The following is a 21,042-nucleotide window of genomic DNA, read 5'->3' on the forward strand; positions in this document are numbered from 1 at the left end:
GTTGTCCCTCAACGTTGTTGGAGCTGTGTTCTTCGTCGGTATCGACTGGGCCTCGGCCGTGCACGCCGTGTGCGTGCAGGACGCCACCGGGCGGCGGGTCGCTGCGTTCACCGTGGAGCACTCGGCCGAGGGGCTGGCCGAGCTGCTGCGCCGCCTGGCCCGCCTCGGTGAGCCGGAGACGATGCCGGTCGGGATTGAACGACCCGACGGGCGGCTCGTCGACGCCCTCCTCGAAGCCGGGCACCCGGTGGTGCCGGTCAAACCCAACGCGATCAAGACCTGGCGCGACGGTGAAGTGCTGTCCGGCGCGAAGTCCGACGCCGGGGACGCCGAGGTCATCGGCGAGTACCTGCGGCTGCGCCCCCACCGGCTGCAGCTGGCCACCCCGTACACGGCGGAGACCAAGGCGCTGCGCACCGTGGTGCGGACCCGCGGCGACCTGCGCGTCGCGGCCACCAACCAGCTCGCCGCGCTGCTCGACACGCACTGGCCCGGCGCGAAAGCGGTCTTCGCCGACGTCGGGTCGCCGATCGCCCTGGAGTTCCTGACCCGCTACCCGACCGCCCGCCACGCCCAGCACCTGGGCGCGAAACGACTGACCGCGTTCTGCGCCAAACACGGCTACTCCGGCCGGCGCACCGGCGAGCAGCTGCTCACCCGGCTGCGGGCCGCCCCAGCCGGCACCACCGACGAGACCCTGTCCGAGGCCGTCCGCGACGCCGTGACCGCCTTGGTCACCGTGCTCAAAGCCCTCGGCATGGCGCTGAAGGACATCGGCCGTAGTGTCGTCGCCCACCTCGGGGAGCATCCGGACGGCGAGATCTTCACGTCGCTGCCAAGGTCTGGTCAGATCAACGCCGCCCAGATACTCGCCGAGTGGGGCGACTGCCGACAAGCCTATGACAGCCCCGACGCCATCGCTGCGCTCGCCGGCGTCACCCCCGTGACCAAGGAGTCGGGCAAACACCGTGCCGTGCACTTCCGCTGGGCGTGCAACAAACGCTTCCGGGCAGCGGTCACCACGTTCGCCGACAACAGCCGTCACGACAGCGCCTGGGCCGCTGACGTCTACGCCAAGGCCCGCGCCCGTGGCCTTGACCATCCCCACGCCGTCCGCGTCCTGGCACGGGCCTGGATCCGGATCATCTGGCGATGCTGGATCGACCGCAAACCATCCGACCCCGCCCGGCACGGCAACGCCCGCCGGCTCGTTCAACCCGGACCAACTGAACTGCTCGCTGCCTGAGGTTGACACAGGGAGTGTCATGGTGCCTCCTCGTGTCGACGTTGAACCGGTGGACGGCATGTCACGGCGTTCGCGTCTCGGCCACGAGCTCCCGCAGCCGTTGCTCGTACACGTCGGCCGCCTTGACGTCCTGCGCAACGACGCAGAACTCGACGGCCTGGGACTGCGCGGTGTGGTCGCACGTGACGAGTACGCCTTCGCCGAGCGCGGGGTCGAAGGCCAGTCCCGCGCGCGGCAGCGCCGCCAGCAGGCTTGCCAGTGAGGCCACCCGCAGGTCGTTGTCGCTCAACAGGAAGCGGCGGTGCAGGTAGTCGTCGCCGATGAACCGTCGGCCGATCCGGTGCAGATGGGTGGAGCCGCCGAGACGGCCGTTGAACTCGTTGAGCACCACGGTCTCACCGTTGCCGGCCACCAGACCGTCGACGTTGATGAGGCCGCGATACCCCATGGCGCGGACGACATCGGCCAGCGCCAGCGCCTGCCGGGAGAACTCCGCGTCACACCGCTCGGGGATCGTGCCCGGCGGAATGAGCAGTCCGTTGAACACGGGCGTCATCCGCATCTCGGCGGTGTGCCGCAAGGTCACCCCGGCGTCGGTCACGCTCAACTCACAGCCCAGCGCGACTGCGTTCTGCAGGTAGTGCTCGAGGACGACCGGATCACGACCGTTCGAGCTCACCCGTGGCCAGATCACGCGCAGCCGCTCCTCGACCGTCCGACGGTCCGTCACGACGGTGAGCGAGGCCGCCCCGAGCTGGGCGACGTCCGCGGCGTGCGCGAGGATCTCGTTGCCGAAGCCGCCGATGTGGGCATCCTGCTTGACGATCAACGACCGTCCTGATTGGACATACGAGGAGGCGAAGTCGACCGCGTCACGCACTGATCGGGTGACCAGGCCGGCCGCGACCGGCACGCCCGCGCCTCCGCACAGCGCCCGGAACACCGCCTTGCGGTTGAGCAGTTCGACCCCGCCGGCCTCGCAGAACGCGACGCTCGGATCGTCGGCTCCGATGCCGGCGTGCCGGGCGATCGACGCGATCGTCTGGTCGTAGCAGTAGGGGACTACCCGATCGAAGCGACGGCTGACGCTCAGGGCGCGCAGCCGGTCGAGGAACCCGCTGTCCCGCAGCCGATCCGCGGTCAGGACGTCCTGGCCGAACTCGCCCGGCGGGGGGACGACGATCGAGTCCGGCGTGATCGGCACGCCGGTGAGCCGGGAGACGTAGTCGACATATTCGTCGGCGATGGGCTGCGGGCAGACCAGGACGTCGTCGGGGCCCAGGAGCCAGACCAGCCGGCACGCGAGATTGCCGCCGATCCGGCGTTCGGTCGGGTCGAACTGGCTCAGGTCGCCCACCAGTGTCTCGTTGTACGAGTTTCCTACATAGAGGGTCGGCACGATCGTCCTCGGGCGCGTTGGTCAGCAGCGACTGCGTGGTTCATCGCACCGCCCGCCGTACGTGATTGAAGATATTTTTCTTCTGCATCTCATCGGTCCCGGCGGCGATCTTGAACGCGACCGAGTCGCGGAGGTTCCGCTCCGCCGCACTGCCCGATTCGTAACCCGAGTGACCGAACGCCTGAACCAGGTCCAGGCCCGAGCCGACCAGCCCGGTCGAGGCGAACAGCTTGGTCACCGAGGCGCTGAGGCTGTACCCGCGATCCCGCGCGTCGAGCAGGCCGAACGACCGGTAGGCCAGGGCGCGGGAGCCCTCGATCGCGGTCGCCATCGACACCACCTTCTCCTGCATGTACTGGTGCTCGGCCAGCGGCGAGCCGAAGGCTTCCCGCTGCGCCAGCCTCCGCATCAACTGCGGGAGTTGCGCCTCCAGGGAGCTGGCCACGATGACGCCGAAGAGCACCCGGTCGTAGGCCAGGGTGTGGTAGAGGCAGTTGAGGCCGTTGCCGACTCCGCCGATCACGGCCTCGTCGTCCACGCGTACGTTGTGGAAGGCGATCGGGCCGGTCGGGCTGCTCCGCAGACCGAGCAGGTCTTCGCCGGCGCCGCGCTCGATGCCCGCGGCGTCGGTGGCGGTCACGAAGAGGCTGAGTTCGAAGGCGCCCGGGTCGGTGTCGGTCCGGGCGGCCAGCATGACCACGTCCGCCACTGGCGCGTTGGTGATGTGCGCCTTGTCGCCGTTGATGACGAAACCGCCGCCGGCCTGACGGACGGCCCGGGTCGAGATCCCCCGGATGTCGGAGCCGCCGGACTTCTCGGTGGACGCCGTCGCCGCGATGGCACCGGACGTCAACCGAGGCAACCAGTGGCGCTGCTGCTCGGCTGTGCCGCTGGTCAGCAGCAGCCGGATGAGTCCGCTCTGCGACGCGACCGACATGAGAAATCCAAGGTCGCGCGCGCCGAGCGAGAGGCCTTCCATGGCGGCCAGCCAGTCCCAGCTCTCCTGGCCGAGGCCGCCGATGCCGACCGGCACCTGGAGCCGCCAGAAGTCGGTGGCCGCCAGCTCGTCCCAGACCTTGCGGTCGAAGCTTCCCGCCCGGTCCCGTGCGTCGCTCCCGCTCGCCACCAGGTCGGCGGCGATGTCGTGGTACTGCTGGCGAAGCTGCTCCTGCCGCTTGTTCCAGGAGATGTTCACGATTACTCCTCTCGGAGACCGAGGGACGACCATTCGACCAGCGTTGCGCCCCAGGACATCCCGGCACCGAAGGCTGCGAGTATCACCAGCGATCCCGGGCGCAGTCGGCCGTCGCGTACCGCGACGTCGATGCCGAGCGGCACCGAGGCGGCGACCGTGTTGCCGAAGATCTCGCCGGTGTTGACGTTCTGCTCAGGCGCGAAGCCGGCCTGTTCGGCGCAGCGGCCGACCAGCTTGGGGTTGGCCTGGTGGCAGATCAGGTAGTCGACGTCCGCCACCTTGACGCCGGCCATGTCGGTCACCGTCTGCACCAGCCTGGGCAACTCCGCCATCATCAGGTCGGAGATCTCCGCGCCGCGCATCTTGAACAGGTGGTCGGTGCTCGCCGGATCCGGCCCCGGCAGTGCCGAGGAGTAGCCGCCGACCGCGAGGTCGCCCAGCGCGCCGCTGGTCGCGAGCTTGGTGGCCAGGAACCCGCCGCTGTCGACCGGCCCGAGCACGACCGCCCCGGCGCCGTCGCCGAACAGCGGCCAGGTGGTGCGGTCCAGCGGGTCGATCATCCGCGACCAGACATCACCGCCGATCACCAGCACGTACGGCCGCTCGGCGTCCGCCCCGGCGAGCGGCCGCGCAACCTCAAGGGCGAACAGGAAGCCCGCGCACGCCGCGTTCAGGTCGAACGCGAACGCGTCGGTCAGGCCGAGCCGGTCCTGGACCCGGGTCGCGGCGGCCGGCACCGGCGGATCGGGGGTGACGGTGGCCACGATGACGGCGCGTACCTGGTCGGCGCGGACGCCGGCGGTACGCAGCGCCGCTCGTCCGGCGTCGACGGCCAGGTCGGACAGGGACGTCTCGGCGGGCGCACGGCGCCGTTCCCGGATCCCGGTCGCGCGCTGCGTCCAGCCTGGCCGGGCGTTGAGCGCCTGGTCCATCTCATCGCAGGTCACCACGATGCTCGGCAGGCACGAACCGGTACCGATGATTCCGATCTTTGAGCTCATGTCATCCCCTCGATCTCCTTCTCGATGAACTCCACAACCCGGAGATTGGGGATTCGCGCCTGTTCCGGTTTCCAGGCGGCCCAGCCGGGCACCGGGTTCACCTCGATCACGGTCCAGCCGGTCCCGCTCCGGACGACGTCGACCCCGCCCATCGTGAGGTCCATCGCCCGCACCGCGGCCAGGGCCAGCGCGCTGAGGTCGTCCGGCGGATCGATGAAGTCGTGGTGCACCGGCGGGTCGGCCTCGTCGCCGGAGAACGGCTTCCAGTCCTCGCCCGCGGTGTTGAACCGGGTGCACGAAGACACCTCCGACCCGAGGACGAGCACGCGGAAGTCGCCCTGGTGGGCCAGGTAGGGCTGGCTCAGCAGTACTTCGTGCCGCTCGAGCAGCTTCTGGGCGAGCGTGAGCGCCTCGGCTGTCGGGCCGTCGAGAAGACGTTCGACGTCGAGGCCGCGGAAGCCCAGAGCGGGCTTGACCACGATCTCGCCCCACTGGTCGAACGCGGCCCGTAGATCGTCGACGCCGCGGCACTCGAGCGTGGGCGGGACGGGAATGCCGTGCCGCGTCAGCCGCCGGAGCATGGCCCGCTTGCTCGCCGCCGCGATGTGCACCGGCAGCGGATCGAGGATCGGTACGCCCGGCTCGCCGTCGAGCAGAAGATACTGCTGGATCTTCTCGGTCCACGGCGGTGTGCTCAGATCGCAGCGACAGAGAATGACGTCGTACGCCGACAACGGGGTCCCGCGGATGGTCGTGACCGCACCTGCCGGACCGGGCGAAAGGCGCACGTGGTCGAGTTCGAACACGGTCACGTCGTGCCCGCGTTCGGTTGCGGTGCCGGCTATCCCGACCGATTCCGGCTCGCCTTCTTCCCAGGCCAGGATCCCGAGCTTCACGACTGTGACCAGACGGTGGGCGCATGTATGGAAAGGGTCATCACTGTTCTCCCGCTCCCGGACGGTTAGACGTGGGTGAGGGTCAGGAACTCGGCTCGCGATCCGGGGTTGTCCCGCAGGCACCCCAGCAGGGTCGAGGTGACGGTCTGCGAGCCGACGGCCTGTACGCCGCGCAGGGTCATGCAGCTGTGTTCGGCCTGGATGACGACGCCGACGCCCTTCGGCTCAAGTTGTTTCTGGAGCCAGTCGGCGATCTGTTTGGTGAGCCGTTCCTGGACCTGCGGCCGGCGCGCGAAATGCTCGACGACCCGGGCGAGTTTGGACAATCCGAGAATGCGTTTCCCCGGCAGGTATCCGACGTGCGCCTGGCCGGTGAACGGCAGCATGTGGTGTTCGCACACGCTGGTCAGCGGAATTCCTCGGGCCAGCACGAGTTCGTCATAGTTCTCATCGTTGGGAAACGTCGTGAAATTGAACGGCCGCGGACTCAGCAGCTCCGCGTACATGCGGACCATCCGGGCCGGAGTTTCCGCCATCGATTCCGTGGTGAGGTCGAGGCCGAGGCCTTCCAGTAACTGGTAGGTGCCTTTTTCGGCGGCGGCCAGGTCGGTGTTCTCGTTGATGTGTTCTACGCGTTCGATCATCACTTTCGCTTTCGGCGGTAGGAGTGACCAGGACCGTTCAAACGATGTGATCCTCGATCGCAGACGTCCGGGAGAAGGTCAGCACCGCCATGTCTTTCCAGAACGTCGTCCCGTGCGGTTCCAAAAATTCGCGGAGGTTGTCGTCCCGGGTCCGCGTCGCCGTTTCCGGGGGAGCCGGATTCGGGTTGATGCCGGGCCGGGCGCCGTGCGCCAGGTTGTGCGGGTAACCGAGGACGACGGCGGCGTGCTCGTACTCGTGTGGCGCGAAGGTGACGTCGGGGTCGCGCCCTTCCAGCTCCTCGGTGGGCCGGTCGGAGAGGTGGACGCCGAGGTTCGCTCCGTCGATGTTCGACGACGTCACTGTGGGATAGAAGATGACGCTGCCGACCGGCGCGTCCGTCGCGTCGATGTCGCGGTGGAGGAAGCCCTGGTAGCGCTGCCCGGCGCGGACGATCACCCGAAACAGGAAGAGCGTCACGACGAGCGGATCGTCGTCGTGGACGTCCGGGACCGCGAGCCGGGCGGCGAGGCGAACGACCTCGTCGAGGTCGGCCAGCGCTGGCACCTCCGTCTCGGGCGGGAGCACCGGTTCGCCGCGTGACTCGAAGCCGGTCCTGGCCGAGGAGAAACTCGACTTGATGTCGCGGGCGAGCAGTGGCGGCGTCGCGCCCCGGCCCAGCGATGCGCGCTGGTAATTGTCCCATCCCCGCAGTCGCGCCTCGAGTTGTTCGATCGGCGCCGACCGGAGACAGTCGGTCAGTTCAGCGAACACCCGGCGGACGACTTCAATGTGGGGACCGACCTCGGCCGCCTCGACCAGTCGTGCCGTCGGTTCTGTTCGCGCTAGGACGGGCCCGGCCATTGCAGACTCCTGTACGACAATTTACGGGGCGTAAGACTCCGGGTAGCGTAGCGGCGGAAAGTTGAATGTGTCGATACTGTCAGTCGAAACGTGAGTGGGGATCCGGGCCCGTGACTTCAGTACGCCGACCAATCCGACCGCCGTACGATGGCATGCCATTCCCGACCGTTACGCCGGTCCAGGCATCGGCAGTGATCGAACGCTTCAAGCTTGACGTCGACCCGCGACGGACCCGACGAGTGGACTCGTCGGGCAACGTGCACTCGGTTTATCGGCTCGGCGACGAGTATATTTTGAAAATACCCCGGGACCATCCCCGCGCGATCGGGGAAACACGTACTGCATCGGTCGCGGCGCCGGCTGTCACGGCTGCGGAAATACGCACCGGGTCACTCGTGGCATTCGACGACAGCCTGGAGATCTTCAGCGTCCCGTTCTCGGTCTACGAGTACGTGGACGGCTGTTCGGTGCCGTCGTCGGCCCGCCGCGGGCCGTCGGAGGTGACCGTGTGGGACGGCGTCGGGCGCGAACTCGCGCGACTGCACCACACCGTGGTGCGGGCCGACGACCCCAACGGATGGCTCGAGGACTGGTCCCGGTCGCTCGACCACGGGCCGGTCCTGACCGGGCTGGTCGAGGCCGGCGTGGTGGCCGCGCATCTGGCCGAGTGGCTGGACGAGCTGCTCACCTCGTTGCAGCCGGCGGTACGCGGCGCGGACCGGTACCGGCGGTTCGTGCACGGCGATCTCAAGCCGGCCAACGTCCTGCAACTCGACGAGGAGTTCCGGGCGCTGATCGACTGGGACGACGCGGGCTGGTTCGACCCGGCGATCGATTTCGCGCAGATCCCGTTGCACATGGTCGACGTGGCGCTGGCCGGGTATCGTTCGGTCGCGCCGATCGACGGCGACGACACGGCCGAGCAGCGCATTCTGTTCGACCACGTGATGACGGCGCTGACCGAGCTGTGGCGGCTCCGCATCGACATGAGCAAGGTCTATCAGCCGTGCCCGGGCGACGGGCTGGTCGAGATCCTGGCCCTCGCCGTCGACGGCACGTCGCCACTGCTCGACTACTTCCCGGCCCGCCGGAACCTCAGCCATCGGGCCGCGGCCTAGGCCAGTCAACGGGCGGCCAGTCATTCGGCCAGCCGGGCGCGGAACTGCGCGACGGCGACCACCGCACGCCGGTGGTCGCCGTCGCAGAGCACCGAGCCGTTCGCCCCCCGGACCCGGAACTCGAACCGGGGCCGCGGCCCGGCCTCGGCGGCGAGAGCCTCGATCAGCACCTCGTCACCGATCCGGGCCGGGGCCCGATGGTTCATGACGACCTGTACGCCGACCGACATCTCGCCCGGCGCCAGGTGCGGCTCCAGCAGGTCGGCGCAGAGGGACTCCACGTGGCCGAGGATGGCGGGCGTCGAGAGCACCTCCACGCCCGGGTTGCCCCAGCGCGAGGCGGAGTCCTCCGGTGCGACGGTCAGCCGTCGCGTACCGCTGATCGGCATGTCTGGTCCTTCCGGCGACTCGTCGGCGGTCACGAACTGCGGCGCAGCTGCTGTTCGAGCGATTCGGCGAAATCCGTCCACTGGCGCGCGCAGTTGCGCGCCAGTTCGGCCACCAGATACCGGCTGTGCAGCGGGAGTACGTCGCACAGCCGTTCCCACCGCTCGATACCGCCGGCGCGCAACGACAGCCACTGCAGGGCTTGGCGCCCGGGCTCGTTGAAGCGCAGCGACGGGTCGCGGTACAGGTTCTTCAGCAGCGCATCGGCTCCCCGCTCGGCGGCGGACATCGCCACCGTGGTGCCCTTGGCCGCCCGCTGCTGGCCGCCCTTGACCATCGTGAGCCGCTCGACCGGTCGGCCGACCTCCGGCTGCCGGGGCGCCGGGACCGACGGCTCTCCGCGCGCCATCCGGGCCCGGACGTCGCGTACCGTCTCCGGCGACAGGCCGGTCGCCCGGGCGACTTCCCGCAACGACGCTTCGGGCCGGTCGATCAGCACCTCGACGGCCCGGCGTCGCGCCTCGGCCACGTCGAGCCGCCGCTTGCGTCCGTCCTTGCCGATCCGCGCTATCCGGCAGTCGCCGTCCGGCGACGCCTGCGCGCGAATCTTGGCCACCGTGCCGGCCGAGATTCCAGCGATCTGGGCGAGGGCCCGGTCGGACAGCTGCGGGTGAGTGCTGATGATCCGGGTGGCCGCGGCCTGCCGGTCGGCTCTGTTCAACGGCATGCCGTGCGCGATGTTGGCTCGTACTGCCTCGACGAAGGCGTCGGCCTCGTCACCGTGGAAATACTCGACCAGAATAAGTTCATCGCCCCGCCGAATCGCGGCGTGGAGACGGTGCATACCGTCGATCACGCTGTTCGTGGGCGCGTGCACCAGGATCGGCGGTAGAGCGGCGTCCGTTTCCGCCAGCACCTCGACGTGGTCGGGATCTATGCCCGCCAGCCGCGGCGTGCGTCCGCCGACGAGAGACGAGACTGGCACCTCGTGAACAGTACGCGACATAACCCGCATTCCCCCATGGTCGCGTTCGACCTTCCCTTCGCTCCGCAGAAGATCATCAACCATGGTATCCGACATCGTCGATACCCCGCCTTCCCCGCAGTCCAACCAGGCTGCCGATCACCTCACCGGGACGCTCGCCGGCACGTCCGCCAGCGAACCTCATGGTCATATCCTCCCGGAGGACACATCAAAACATCTAACACAAGAGTTTCGGCATATTCATAGATCTTCCACATTGGCGGACGTGTCCCGCCGTCCAGTGCGGGCTGTCCAACTGCTCACCTTGGGCAGTTGGACGCCTGCTCACGCAAATCGCGATCATGAGCCAGGATGCAGAACGGAGCACAGTGGACCCAGTCGCACAGACCCTTGGTACGCCGACGACACGTCGATGGGGATGAGATGCCAGCCTCGGTATTGCCAGTTGTCCAGCGGGCCCACGGGGTCATGATCCATGACGTCGACGGCCGGGATTACCTCGACGGCTGCTCAGGAACCGTCTGCGTGAACATCGGCCACGGCGTTCCCGAGGTGCTCGACGCGATGGCGTCGCAGGCGCGGCGGGTGACGTTCGCGCACCGCAGCCAGTTCCGCAACGAGCCGCTCACCGACCTGAGCGCGACGATCCTCTCCCTCGCCGGGGAAGGGTTCGAGGAGGTCGTCTACACCAACTCGGGGTCGGAGGCGATGGAGACCGCGCTGCGTCTCATGACTCACCACCACGCGGGGAGCGCCCGCCGGGTCGTGGTGACCCAGCGACCCAGCTATCACGGCATGACGGCCGGCGCGCTCGCTATCTCCGCCCACCCGCCCCGCCGCGCGAATCTGGAGTCCATGCTGCACGGCGTCGGTGAAGTCGTGCACGTCGAGTCCTCCGACACCGCCGAGATCTTCCCCTCGCTCGAGGACTGGATGCGCGTCCTCAACCGATTCGACCCCGGGGAAGTCGCCGCCGTCTGCTTCGAGCCGGTCGGCGGCGCGGCCGGCGGCGGGGCCGAGGTCAGCACCGAGACGCAGCGCGGCCTTCGTGAGTTCTGCGACAGCTCCGGCGCCCTGATGATCGTTGACGAGGTGATGACGGGCTTCGGCCGGACCGGCGAATGGTTCGGCTTCACGCCGTCCGGTGTGACGCCGGATCTCATCGTCACCGGCAAGGGGCTGAGCGCGGGGTACATCCCGATCGGTGCCTGCATCGTGGCCGCGACGGTCCTCCCGGGCCGGTCCGCGAACGATTTCTCGCTCGGCCACACGATGAGCGGCAATCCGTTGTCCGCCGCGACCGCCCTCGCCGTGCTGAACTACACGATCGACAACAAGCTCGTCGAGTGCGCCCGCGAGCGCGGGCGCCGGCTGCGGGACGAACTGACAGCGCTCGCCCGCGACGTTGACTTCCTCCGGCCGCCGCGCGGTCGCGGGCTGCTGCTCGGCGCGCCGATCGACCAGGATCCGGCCGGGTACGCGACCGCCCCGCTCAACCTGCTCTTCACCGCGAACGCCCGGCAGTGCGGGCTGCTGGTCTATCCGTCGGGGGTCGACGCACATACCCAATCCGTGCTGGTCTGTCCTCCGCTGACGATCAGCGATGCCGAGCTGGACGTCCTGATCGCCCGGCTTGCCGACGCGGCTCGCCGGACGTCGCAAGCCCGCACCCGCTGAGAAGGGATGGATGTCGATGACTTCGCCAGGTCGGGGTGAGGGCTGGTTCCCGAACGTGCTCGACGGGCCGTCGCACGGCTATCCTGGTCGCCTGCTCGCGATCGAGGGCTCGGACGGCTCCGGCAAGACGCGGTTCGTGAACTGGCTGACGGCCACCGTGGGCGATCGCATCCCGTGCTTGCACGTGCTGGCGCCGGGCGAGTACCTGCGCCGCTACCGCTACTGGTACCGCGACTGGAACGAGCCGGGCGACGAGCCGGTCGCCTGGAGGACGGACCCCGTCGCCGATGTCGGCCTGGCGCTGATGGGCATCGGTGACCGGCTGGTGCGGCAGAGCGCCGTCATCGAGCCCGCTCTGCGGCAGGGCCACCTGGTCATCTGCGAGCGGTTCGCGCTCACTCCGCTGGTTTTCAAGTCGGACCGGATCTTCCTGGAACCGTTGCGTCGACTCTTCCGGCCGGACGCCGGCGTCCTGTTCGACGCACCAACCGAGGTCCTGGTCGAACGGGTCCGCGCCCGAGCAGACATCCCGGTGCCACCGGATTTCGTGGCGGGCAAGCGCCGCGAGGCGGAGCGCTTCCGGCGCCTGGCCGAGTCGAACGGCTACGCCGTCGTCGACACCAGCCGCTCCGACGACTACCCCGAACTGCGACCGATCCTGGAGAAACTGCTGGACGGCTCCATGAGAGAGGAAGTACACCCATGACCGACCAAGCGATCGCCGCGCCCTGGGACGACGTTCTCCCGGAGACTGACCGCGCCGTCTTCGACGCCGCCGGCTGGGGCCGGCCGGCGGGATTCGGGGAGCGTCCGGCCGTCCTGGTGGTCGATGTGAACTACAACTTCTGCGGCGACCGCCCCGAACCGATCCTGAAGTCGATCGAGAGGTGGCGCTACTCTTGTGGCGAAGTCGCCTGGACCGAAGGGATCCCGGCGATCCAGAGGGTCCTGAACGCCGCACGGGCCAAGCGGCTGCCGGTCATCTACACCACGAGTCCACGCCGCGAGGATGGTTTCGATCTCGGGGTCTGGATGGACAAGAGCTACCGCAGCGACGATCCGGTGGATGTCGTCGGCCATCGGGGCAACGACATCGTCGATGCGATCTGCCCCTTCCCCGGTGACCTGTTCATCGAGAAGCGGAAGCCGTCGGCGTTCTTCGGTACGACGTTGGTGAGCCACCTGACCCATCTGCGCGCCGACTCGCTGATCGTGATGGGCAGCACCACGAGCGGATGCGTGCGAGCCAGCGCCGTCGACGCGGTCTCCTACGACTTCCGGGTCGTTATACCGCAGGAAGCGGTCTTCGACCGGTCAGTACTCTCGCACAAGGTCTCGCTCCTGGACATCCACATGAAGTACGCGGACGTGACGACGACGTCCTCGGTCCTGGCGTACCTGGAAGGCCTGGAGACCGGGCTGTTCGACGCGGTCTTCCCGCCCTTCGCCAACGCCCTCGCCGCTCAGCCGTCCTGACCCATCCTCCTGTCCACAGTCGCGAATAGGTAGGAACATGGAAGACAGCCGTGAGAAGCTCGACCTGATCGTCGCGAACGGAATCGTCGTCACCGGAAACGGGCGGCATTCGGTGGCGGTCGGCGTCCGCGACGGAAAGGTCGTCGCCCTCGCCCCGGAGCACCTGCTGCCGCCGGCCCGGGAGCGGATCGACGCCCGCGGGAACTACATCCTGCCCGGCCTGGTCGATTCCGAGGCGCACCCCGGTTGCTACGTCCCGTTCGACTACGACATCCGCACGGAATCGCGGGCCGCCGCCTGCGCCGGCGTCACCACGTGGGGCATCCAGGCGCCGGTGACCCGCCTCGGCACCAAGCCGTTCAAGGAGGTCGTCCAGCGACCGGACGTGGTGTCCTTCAACCACTCCTTCCCGGCCGCCCGTGACATCCTCAACTCCGTCTCGCACGTCGACGCCTTCCTGACCTACATGCTGGAGACCGACGAGCAGGCCAACGAGATCCCGGAGTACGCGGAGCGCCACGGGGTCACCGACTTCAAGCTGTACCTGCAGACCCGCAGCCTCAAGGGGATGGCCGACAACTCCGACAGCAACTGGCCGTCCCGGCGGGCCGGCCTCGGCGCGGGCATCGATGACGGCACCGTGTACCAGGTGATGGAGCAGGTCGCCCACCTGGGCCACCCCGGCATGGTGCACATCCACGCCGAGAACTGGGAGATCGGGCGCGTCTTCGAGGACCGCCTGAAGGCGGCCGGCCGCACGGACTTCGCCGCCTGGACCGACCGGTCGCCCGACTTCCTTGAGGCGCAGCACATCCGGGCGTACGCGTACCTGGCGCAGCAGACGCCGGGGCGGGTGCCGCTCTACATCCAGCACTGCACCACTCCGCTGAGCTTCGAGGAGATCGTCAAGGCGCGGGCCGAAGGGGTGGAGATCTTCGCGCAGACCGGGCCGGCCTGGCTGTGGGGCGACGGTGGCTTCGCGTGGCGTATCAACGTCCCGCTGCGGCGCCGCGAGACCGTCGAGGCGCTGTGGAACGCGCTGGCCGACGGCATCGTCGACGTCGTCGGGTCCGACCACGTGGTCGGCTGGGAGCCCGCGTCGTATGAGGACATGCACGACCCGAACATCTGGCACTGCCGCACCGGGTTCAGCCGGGTCGAGCTGTTCCTGCCGGTACTGCTGACCGAGGGCGTGCATCAGGGCCGGATCACGCTGGAGCGCCTGGTGCAGATCAGCTGCGAGAACCCGGCCCGGACCAGTGGCCTGTGGGGCCGCAAGGGTGCGCTGATGCCAGGCTTCGACGCCGACATGGTGATCGTCGACGCCGGACGTGAGGTCACCGTCGGCAAGGAACACATCAATACACGTACGGGCTGGTCGGTCATGGAGGGGCACCGCTTCACCGGGTGGCCGGTGAAGACGATCCTCGGCGGCCGAGTCATCGCGGAGTGGGCGGACGACTCGCCCGGCATGCGGCCGGTCGGCGACCCGCTCGGTCAGTACATCCCGCGCAGCCTAAGCGGGCCGGACAAGCACTTCGAGGTCTCCGGACGGCGCGTCATCCGGCGCGGCACGGGCAGCGGCGCCGACTTCCGGCGGCCCGGGTTCAGCGAGGCCACGCAGCTGTACTCCGGCGTCCGCGGTGACCTGGACCCCGTCGGCCGATGATGAGGTCACCTCAGGTCACCCCGACGGTCGCCGGCTCCCGGATCGTGGGAGTCGGCGCCTACCGGCCCAGCCGTACGGTGCGCAACGCCGAGCTGGCCGGCCGGATCAACTCCAGTGACGAGTGGATCCGGCGCCGCTCCGGCATCACCGCACGCCGCTTCGCCGCACCGGACGAGACCGTCGTCAGCATGGCGGTAGGGGCATCGCTCAAGGCGCTCGCCCAGGCCGGCGTGGCAGCCGACGAGGTCGACATGGTGCTGCTGGCCACCATGTCGCACCTGGAGCAGTCGCCCGCGGCAGCGCCCCAGATCGCCCACCTCCTGGGTGCCCGCAACGCCGGAGCCATCGACGTGAGCGCGGCCTGCGCCGGGTTCTGCTACGCCCTCGCCCTGGCTGATTCACTGGTGCGCACCGGCGTCTGCCGATCCGTGCTCGTCGTCGGCTCGGAGAAGATGAGCGACATCGTCGACCCGCAGGACCGGGGGACGGCGTTCCTCTTCGGTGACGGCGCCGGCGCCGTGGTCGTCGGCCCCGCCGCTACTCCGGGCATCGGGCCGGTGGTCTGGGCGACCGACGGCGAGCACCGGGACCTCATCATGCACTCCGCGTCCTGGCTCGCCCTGCGCGATGAGCAGGTACCCTGGCCGACGCTGCGGATGAACGGCTCCAGCGTCTACCGTTGGGCGGTCCGGACCGTCCCTCAGGTCGGGCGTCAGGCGCTCGCCGCGGCCAAGGTCGAGCTGTCGGACCTGGCCGCGTTCATCCCGCACCAGGCCAACCTCCGCATCATCGACTCGGCGGCGGCAGCCCTTCGGCTGCCGCCGCACGTCGCGGTCGCGCGGGACGTGATCGACGCCGGCAACACCTCTGCGGCCTCCATCCCGCTGGCCATGGAACGCATGATCGCCACGGGTGCGGTCGAGAGCGGAGGCTTGGCCCTGCTCGTCGGATTCGGTGGCGGACTGACCCACGCCGCCATGGTCGTGACTCTGCCCTGAACCCGAGTCAATGCCCTGAGCTTTCGTAGCGGGAGAGACCACGTCTGAACAGCCAGGTGCCCACGGCGACGCTGTAGATGCCGACGACCGGGGTGAGTAGGCCGGCCCAGACCGGGGCGCCCCGGTGCAGGACAGTCGTGGCCGGGAAGAAGCTCATGAAGGCGTACGGCAGGAAGACCGAGAGCACGATCCGTACCCCGACGCCGTAGATGGTGATCGGGAACCTGGCCAGCTCGCCGAGCGTGTGCATGGAGAAGGCGAACGCCGAGAACGGTGACTTGAGCCAGAACGCGGCACAGTTGGTCGCCAGGTTCAGGCCGATCTTGGTGAGGGTGGCCCCGGCGAGCAGGCCCACCGCGAGCAGGATGAGGCCCGGCGACCAGTGGACATCCACCCGCGCGATGGCGTTGCCGAGCAGCAGGCAGCCCAGCAGCAGGTTACCGAGACCGTTGATACCGATCGCGGAGGCGAGCACCTGGAGCACGGCCGGGTACGGGCGCACCAGGACGGCGTCCAGCTCGCCCAGGTTCACCGTCATGGCCAGCTGCCAGGCGCCCTGGGCGACGAGGACGCTGAGACCTTCGGTGACGACGACCAGTGAGTAGATGAGCACGATGTCCCAGAACCGCCACCCGTTGATCTGGGGGATCGCCCGGAAGATCGCCCACAGGAACACGATGCCGACCACCTGAGTGGTCAGCGCCGATGCCACCATCAGCCAGAAGTCGCCAGGCTCCTCCATCGCCGCGCGCAGGCGGACGCCCAGGCAGCGGCGGTAGAGCCGGGCGGTCCACAGCACGCCACCCACCGGGCTACCCACCGTGCACCGTCAATCGGCGGCTCGCGGCCTGCCAGCAGAGCCGCGCCCCCCACCACATGCCGACGGCCCAGGCGAGCTGAACCGCGACAGCCTCCACGGCCCTCGCCCCCTGGACGGCGCCGGAGAACACCAGCGCGGGAGTGGCGGCCATCCCCGCGAACGGCAGCAGCGTACAGGTCGTGGCCAGCCAACCGGGCAGGAAAGCGAACGGGACCATCGTTCCGCTGAACAGCGTCACCAGCGCGATCCGGGCGGCCTGCACCCCCACGTAGTTCTGCGTCCAGAAGGTGGCCAGGCCGCTGATGTACACCAGCCCGAACCGCAGCGGCACCACCAGCACCAGGCTGACCGTGGCCAGCGCCGCTGAGGCCGGTGACGGCGGCAGGGTCAGTCCACCGAAGGCGAGCGCCCCCAGCGTCACCACGATGACCCCGACCACGACCTCGAAGCAGACGACGCCCATGGTCTCGGCGAACCTAGAACGCTGGAAGTCAGCGGGCCGGACCAGGTCGAGAGCGATGTCGCCGCGCTGGATGCGGCCGGCCATCCGGTAGTCGTTGTAGCTGGAGACCAGCGAGCCGGCGAAGTACGTCACGAGGAGGTACGTCCTCAGGTGCGGCCAGTCGAAGCCATTCGCCCGGTGGCCGTGGCTGAGCACGGCCCGCCACAGGTACAGCATCGCGAAGCTGCCGAAGGTGCTTGCCAGCAATCCGAACAGGAAGCTGGTCCGGTAGGCGATCACGGTCCGCAGGTGGGCACGCCCCATGGCGAGGTACGCCCGCCACAGGGCACCGCGGGGCCGGGGCTGGGAGAAGTCGCGCCGGTCGGGCCAGTCCTGGACCGGTGCGGCCTGCGCCGTCATGCCGCGGCCTCGACAGGACCGTCGTGCGACTGGCCGGCGCTCAGTTGGCCGGCGTACACCAGGCGCACGACGTGCTCGATCGCCGGTTCGTCGATGTGCACGTCGAGTAGCTCGCCGTACCGCATGACGGTACTCAGCACCTGCGTGGCCGACAGCTGGAACCGGTCGAAGGTGACGGTGACTTCGCGATCGTGGTCACCGGGCGCCACGCTCGCCGCGGGCAGCGACGCCGACAGCGCCTCCAGTGAGGCCGGCGGCGCCGCGAGCTCCAGTCGCATGCATCGGTCCCGGGCGTAGGCGTCCTTGACCTGAGCCAGGGCTCCGTCGAAGGCCATGCGGCCGTCGTCGACGATCACGATGCGGCGGCAGATGTCCTCGATGTCACCGAGATCGTGGGTGGTCAGGACGACGGTGGTGCCCTCGGCCACGATCTCCTTGACGAAGGCGCGGATGCGGTCCTTCACCTCGATGTCCAGCCCGATGGTGGGCTCGTCCAGGTAGACCAGCGGCGGCTCGTGCAGCAGCGCGGCGGCCAGGTCCGCCCGCATCCGTTGCCCCAGGGACAAGCGGCGGGCCGTCACGGGCAGCAGCGGTGCGAGCTCCAGGACAGCGTCCAGCCGCTCCAGTGTGCGATCGTACCGGCATTGCTCCACGCCGTGCATGTCCCGCAGCAGTTCCAGCGAATCGCGCACCGGGATGTCCCACCACAGCTGCGTCCGCTGGCCGAAGACCACGCCGATCCGGCGGGCGTTCTCCACCCGGTCGCGGTGCGGGACGATCCCGTTGACCCGGATCTCGCCGGACGTCGGGACCAGGATCCCGGTCATCATCTTGATCGTGGTGGACTTGCCGGCACCGTTGGGGCCGACGTAGGCCAGCGCCTCGCCCTCCTCCACCACCAGGTCCAGGCGATCGACCGCGACGCGCTCGGCGTACCGGCGCTCGAAAAGATGCCGTGCCGCGCCGGTCAGGCCGGGACGCCGATCAGGTCGGCGGAAGACTTTCGTGAGCTGCTTCGCGACGATCAACGGCTTCGAAGAATGCTGCATGGCTCTCCACTGGGCAGGGATGCGTCCGGAACGGCTTGTGCGGGCGCCTTAGTGGTCCTGGCGGCCGGCCACCGGCCGTCGTTCCTGATAGAAGGTCACCAACTCGCGCACCGTCTGCGGGTAGGCGTCACCGGCGTAATCTCCGAACGGGTCATAGCCGAGTCGGTCCTCCAGTCGCGTGACCACCACGGCCAGCCCCAGGCTGTCCAATCCGCTCTCGATGACGCGGTCGTCCAGATCGAGGACCGTTCGTTCCCGCCCCTCTTCGGTGAGGTACGCGGTGATCTCTTCCAGGATGACGATCTGGAGCTCTTCGTGGTCGGCCACGGTGATCCTCTCCTTATGCGACAGGGTGGGGGCACACGTCAGGCGGTGGCGCCGGCGTCCACCTTCAGAACGGTGCCGGTGACTCCGGCGGCCCCCGGGGAGAGCAGGTAGGCAACTGCGGCCGCGACCTCCGCGACGGTGGCGAATCGGGACAGTGCGCTGCGTGCCCGGACGCGCTCACGGTTGCCTTCCCCGAGGCCATCCGTCATCTCGGTGTCCAGGAAGCCGGGGGCGATGGCGTTCACGGTCACGCCACGCCTGCCCAGGTCGCGGGCCAGCGACCGGGTGAAGCCCTCCAGGCCGGCCTTGGTGGCGGCGTAGACCGACAATCCGCGGTACCCGGTCGAGGCGACAACGGAGGAGACGTTGACGATGCGGCCGCGTCCCGCCGAGATCATCGGCCGGGAGAGGTACTTGGCGAGCAGCATCGGCGAGATCAGATTGAGCCCGACCGCGTCGACCAGCCGCACGTCCCGCATGGTGGGCAGGAGCCCGTCCACACCGGTCGCCGCGTTGTTGATGAGCGCGTACGGCGTCCCCGCCGCGCTCAGGATGCGCCGCGCGATGTCCGGAATGGCGTCGCAGTCGGTCAGATCGGCGCGTACGTGCCGGTATCCCGCACCGATGTCCTCCTCGGCCACGTCGCGCCGGGCCACCCCCACGACCTGATAGCCCGCGGCGTGCAGCAGGCGGGCCAGACCGTGTCCCAGCCCGCTACTGCTTCCGGTAATGACGACGGACGCGGCCGCGTCGGGGCCGTCCTGGTTCCTCATTGCCGCAACGCCTTCCCGGTCGTCGACGAGCGCAGTTGGCTTACCAGCACAACCCGCGCCGGCACGTGGGCCGGCCCCAGTTCCTCGCGCACCTGCCGGCGCAGTTCACCCGCGAGCTGCCCGTCCTCGGCACCGTCCGGCACGACCTCGGCGTGCAGGATCCATCCGCTGAAGGCGTTGCGCCGGGGGACCACGAGAGCGTCGTGCACCCGTGGATGACGGCGCAGCGCCTCCTCGACGCGTTCCGGGACGACGGTCTCCCCGCCGACGTTGACCACGCCGTCCACCCGACCTTCGAAGTGGACCCGGTCGTCGACAACCGTCACGCGGTCGCCGGTGGAGACAAAGCCGTCCGGCTCGGCGCGACTGCTGCCGGGGTTGTGCACGTGCAGCACGCCGTCGCGTATCTCCAGCCGGATTCCTCGTGGACCACGGTGCAGGAACGCCCGGGGAAAGCCGGCGCGGCCGTCGCTGACGGAAAACGCCACCCCGGCCTCGGTGGAGGCGAACACGTGGCTGACCCGACACCCGAACCGGTCTCCCATCGCATCCAGCAATCGCTGGTCAGCGATCTCCCCACCGAGCGTGGCCTGTTTCAGGCGCAGGCCGGAGGCGTGTCCCAACTGCAGGATCTGCCGCCAGAGCGTCGGCGTCGCGGACAGGGCGTTCACGTCCCAGGCCGCGAACCACTCCAGACGCTGCTCGAGGCCTGCCAGGTGGGCGGCGTCGACCACGCTCTCCCCGCCGAACAGGGCCTGGAGCACGACCTGTACCCCAGCCATCCTGGTCGGGGGGTAGAGCAGGCCCCAGCGGTACGCCCCGGCGGATCCCGGTCCGTCGGGGCGCCTGACCGTACGGGCAAGCGCGCTGATGCTGTGATCGGTGGTCTTCCCGGCTCCGGTGGTGCCTGAGGAGCGAAGGCGCCAGCGGGTGGCCGCCTCACCCGGGGGCGGGGCAGTGCCCGACATCACCGCTGCGTGGGCGCCGAGGTCGTCCACCAGGACCACCGCACTGTCGGGTGCCGAGCCGAGCCCTTCAGGGCCGACCAGGTCGACACGGGCCGCCCAGCCATCGAGTGCGGCGAACACCGCGGCTACCGGCAGCGCCCCTCGACTTGCGACGACGACCGTGCCACCTGGCGGCACGATCTGGCGTAGCCCGAAGCCGTCGCGCTCCAGGAAACTTCGGTCGATCACCTGGTCGGGCGCGCAGATGACGGCAGCACGCTCCTCACGCATGCCGACCGCCATCGTTTGAGGCCAATGGTCGCGTGATCCAGGCGTTCGCTGGAATTGAGGCACAGTCGGCAGGGCGGAATGATGCGCAAATCGCGAACACAGATTCCCCAGACACGTTGTCCGTCATTCCAAGTGCGTGCGACAACGTAGCACGGCGATTGATGAAGGTGAAGGTGAAGGTGGAGCTGCTCCGGAGCCGTGGACGGGTGCTATATCCGAGGTGATCTGGTATTAACTGTGTGTCCTTGGACCTGGACGGTCCATCGTGCTACGCAGGGTGACCATCGATCAGGCTCGATACGAGCGCTTGACAGAAGTCAGAAATGAAGCGTGAATCGTGTCGAGTGACAGCGCAATGCATTGGTCCTTGTCGTCGTGTACAGGTGACTGAGGGGGAATGACGGTGAGTGCGGATTCTGC

At 68.9% G+C, this 21,042-nt stretch carries 21 protein-coding genes; 7 read left to right on the top strand and 14 right to left on the bottom strand.

All coding sequences use genetic code 11. From position 1 onward, the window contains the following. The first annotated feature begins 1 nt into the window (after nucleotide 1). Nucleotides 2-1,246, top strand: a complete 1,245-nt coding sequence (locus AB0H83_RS36740) for an IS110 family transposase (RefSeq protein ID WP_360103292.1) — start codon at nucleotides 2-4, stop codon at nucleotides 1,244-1,246. A gap of 61 nt (nucleotides 1,247-1,307) precedes the next feature. Here AB0H83_RS36740 and AB0H83_RS36745 read toward each other — a convergent pair whose 3' ends face one another. The 6 genes from AB0H83_RS36745 to AB0H83_RS36770 form a co-directional block, all read right to left on the bottom strand. After that, nucleotides 1,308-2,645 carry a peptide ligase PGM1-related protein gene (locus AB0H83_RS36745; RefSeq protein ID WP_360103294.1) on the bottom strand — a complete coding sequence of 446 codons (1,338 nt, stop codon included), beginning with the start codon at nucleotides 2,643-2,645 and terminating at the stop codon, nucleotides 1,308-1,310. 40 nt (nucleotides 2,646-2,685) lie between these two features. Continuing rightward, the gene (locus AB0H83_RS36750; RefSeq protein ID WP_360103296.1) at nucleotides 2,686-3,873 is read right to left on the bottom strand and encodes an acyl-CoA dehydrogenase family protein; all 1,188 of its coding nucleotides are present in this window, start codon (nucleotides 3,871-3,873) and stop codon (nucleotides 2,686-2,688) included. Continuing rightward, entirely contained in the window at nucleotides 3,843-4,841 is a 999-nt protein-coding gene (locus tag AB0H83_RS36755) for a ketoacyl-ACP synthase III (protein WP_360103298.1), read from the bottom strand. The genes AB0H83_RS36750 and AB0H83_RS36755 overlap by 31 nt, the downstream gene beginning before the upstream one ends. Next, entirely contained in the window at nucleotides 4,838-5,737 is a 900-nt protein-coding gene (locus tag AB0H83_RS36760) for an ATP-grasp domain-containing protein (protein ID WP_360103300.1), read from the bottom strand. Before AB0H83_RS36760 ends, AB0H83_RS36755 begins: the two co-directional genes overlap by 4 nt. Before the next feature lie 65 nt (nucleotides 5,738-5,802). Next, the gene (folE, locus tag AB0H83_RS36765) at nucleotides 5,803-6,381 is read right to left on the bottom strand and encodes a GTP cyclohydrolase I FolE (protein ID WP_360103302.1); all 579 of its coding nucleotides are present in this window, start codon (nucleotides 6,379-6,381) and stop codon (nucleotides 5,803-5,805) included. Nucleotides 6,382-6,418: 37 nt separating this feature from the next. Further along, complete coding sequence (locus AB0H83_RS36770; protein ID WP_360103304.1) at nucleotides 6,419-7,243, bottom strand: hypothetical protein; 825 nt, start codon at nucleotides 7,241-7,243, stop codon at nucleotides 6,419-6,421. A gap of 152 nt (nucleotides 7,244-7,395) precedes the next feature. Here AB0H83_RS36770 and AB0H83_RS36775 point away from each other — a divergent pair, with 152 nt between their 5' ends. Next, a complete protein-coding gene (locus AB0H83_RS36775) occupies nucleotides 7,396-8,361 on the top strand; it encodes a phosphotransferase (RefSeq protein WP_360103306.1) in 966 nt (321 codons plus the stop codon). Nucleotides 8,362-8,381: 20 nt separating this feature from the next. Here AB0H83_RS36775 and AB0H83_RS36780 read toward each other — a convergent pair whose 3' ends face one another. Next, nucleotides 8,382-8,750 carry a hotdog domain-containing protein gene (locus AB0H83_RS36780; protein ID WP_360103308.1) on the bottom strand — a complete coding sequence of 123 codons (369 nt, stop codon included), beginning with the start codon at nucleotides 8,748-8,750 and terminating at the stop codon, nucleotides 8,382-8,384. Nucleotides 8,751-8,779: 29 nt separating this feature from the next. Beyond that, nucleotides 8,780-9,829 carry a transcriptional regulator protein gene (locus tag AB0H83_RS36785; protein ID WP_360103310.1) on the bottom strand — a complete coding sequence of 350 codons (1,050 nt, stop codon included), beginning with the start codon at nucleotides 9,827-9,829 and terminating at the stop codon, nucleotides 8,780-8,782. A gap of 327 nt (nucleotides 9,830-10,156) precedes the next feature. On the opposite strand from AB0H83_RS36785, the gene AB0H83_RS36790 reads away from it, so the two are divergent. From AB0H83_RS36790 to AB0H83_RS36810, 5 genes are read left to right on the top strand one after another with little or no spacing between them, the layout of a single operon-like run. Further along, nucleotides 10,157-11,410 carry an aminotransferase class III-fold pyridoxal phosphate-dependent enzyme gene (locus AB0H83_RS36790; protein WP_360103312.1) on the top strand — a complete coding sequence of 418 codons (1,254 nt, stop codon included), beginning with the start codon at nucleotides 10,157-10,159 and terminating at the stop codon, nucleotides 11,408-11,410. Nucleotides 11,411-11,426: 16 nt separating this feature from the next. After that, the gene (locus AB0H83_RS36795) at nucleotides 11,427-12,116 is read left to right on the top strand and encodes a hypothetical protein (RefSeq protein WP_360103314.1); all 690 of its coding nucleotides are present in this window, start codon (nucleotides 11,427-11,429) and stop codon (nucleotides 12,114-12,116) included. Next, nucleotides 12,113-12,886 (top strand): isochorismatase family protein, encoded by a 774-nt coding sequence (locus AB0H83_RS36800; RefSeq protein ID WP_360103316.1) that lies wholly within the window; start codon nucleotides 12,113-12,115, stop codon nucleotides 12,884-12,886. Before AB0H83_RS36795 ends, AB0H83_RS36800 begins: the two co-directional genes overlap by 4 nt. 37 nt (nucleotides 12,887-12,923) lie before the next feature. Then, nucleotides 12,924-14,555 carry an amidohydrolase family protein gene (locus AB0H83_RS36805; protein WP_360103318.1) on the top strand — a complete coding sequence of 544 codons (1,632 nt, stop codon included), beginning with the start codon at nucleotides 12,924-12,926 and terminating at the stop codon, nucleotides 14,553-14,555. Continuing rightward, complete coding sequence (locus AB0H83_RS36810; RefSeq protein ID WP_360103320.1) at nucleotides 14,552-15,553, top strand: beta-ketoacyl-ACP synthase III; 1,002 nt, start codon at nucleotides 14,552-14,554, stop codon at nucleotides 15,551-15,553. The genes AB0H83_RS36805 and AB0H83_RS36810 overlap by 4 nt, the downstream gene beginning before the upstream one ends. 7 nt (nucleotides 15,554-15,560) lie before the next feature. Here the strand turns inward: AB0H83_RS36810 and AB0H83_RS36815 are convergent, their stop codons facing one another. Genes AB0H83_RS36815 through AB0H83_RS36840 form a run of 6 tightly spaced genes read right to left on the bottom strand, consistent with a single transcriptional unit; the run spans nucleotide 15,561 to nucleotide 20,634 of the window. Continuing rightward, nucleotides 15,561-16,373 carry an ABC-2 family transporter protein gene (locus tag AB0H83_RS36815; RefSeq protein WP_360103322.1) on the bottom strand — a complete coding sequence of 271 codons (813 nt, stop codon included), beginning with the start codon at nucleotides 16,371-16,373 and terminating at the stop codon, nucleotides 15,561-15,563. After that, on the bottom strand, nucleotides 16,366-17,235 hold the full coding sequence (locus AB0H83_RS36820) for an ABC-2 family transporter protein (RefSeq protein WP_360103324.1): 870 nt from the start codon (nucleotides 17,233-17,235) through the stop codon (nucleotides 16,366-16,368). Before AB0H83_RS36820 ends, AB0H83_RS36815 begins: the two co-directional genes overlap by 8 nt. Next, on the bottom strand, nucleotides 17,232-18,284 hold the full coding sequence (locus tag AB0H83_RS36825) for an ATP-binding cassette domain-containing protein (protein WP_360103326.1): 1,053 nt from the start codon (nucleotides 18,282-18,284) through the stop codon (nucleotides 17,232-17,234). The genes AB0H83_RS36820 and AB0H83_RS36825 overlap by 4 nt, the downstream gene beginning before the upstream one ends. 48 nt (nucleotides 18,285-18,332) lie before the next feature. Next, entirely contained in the window at nucleotides 18,333-18,611 is a 279-nt protein-coding gene (locus AB0H83_RS36830; protein ID WP_360103328.1) for a phosphopantetheine-binding protein, read from the bottom strand. Nucleotides 18,612-18,649: 38 nt separating this feature from the next. Beyond that, nucleotides 18,650-19,384 carry an SDR family oxidoreductase gene (locus tag AB0H83_RS36835; RefSeq protein WP_360103330.1) on the bottom strand — a complete coding sequence of 245 codons (735 nt, stop codon included), beginning with the start codon at nucleotides 19,382-19,384 and terminating at the stop codon, nucleotides 18,650-18,652. Then, complete coding sequence (locus AB0H83_RS36840) at nucleotides 19,381-20,634, bottom strand: AMP-binding protein (RefSeq protein WP_360103332.1); 1,254 nt, start codon at nucleotides 20,632-20,634, stop codon at nucleotides 19,381-19,383. The genes AB0H83_RS36835 and AB0H83_RS36840 overlap by 4 nt, the downstream gene beginning before the upstream one ends. Nucleotides 20,635-21,042 lie beyond the last annotated feature (408 nt).

This window comes from Dactylosporangium sp. NPDC050688, assembly GCF_040654515.1.
Lineage (GTDB): Bacteria > Actinomycetota > Actinomycetes > Mycobacteriales > Micromonosporaceae > Dactylosporangium.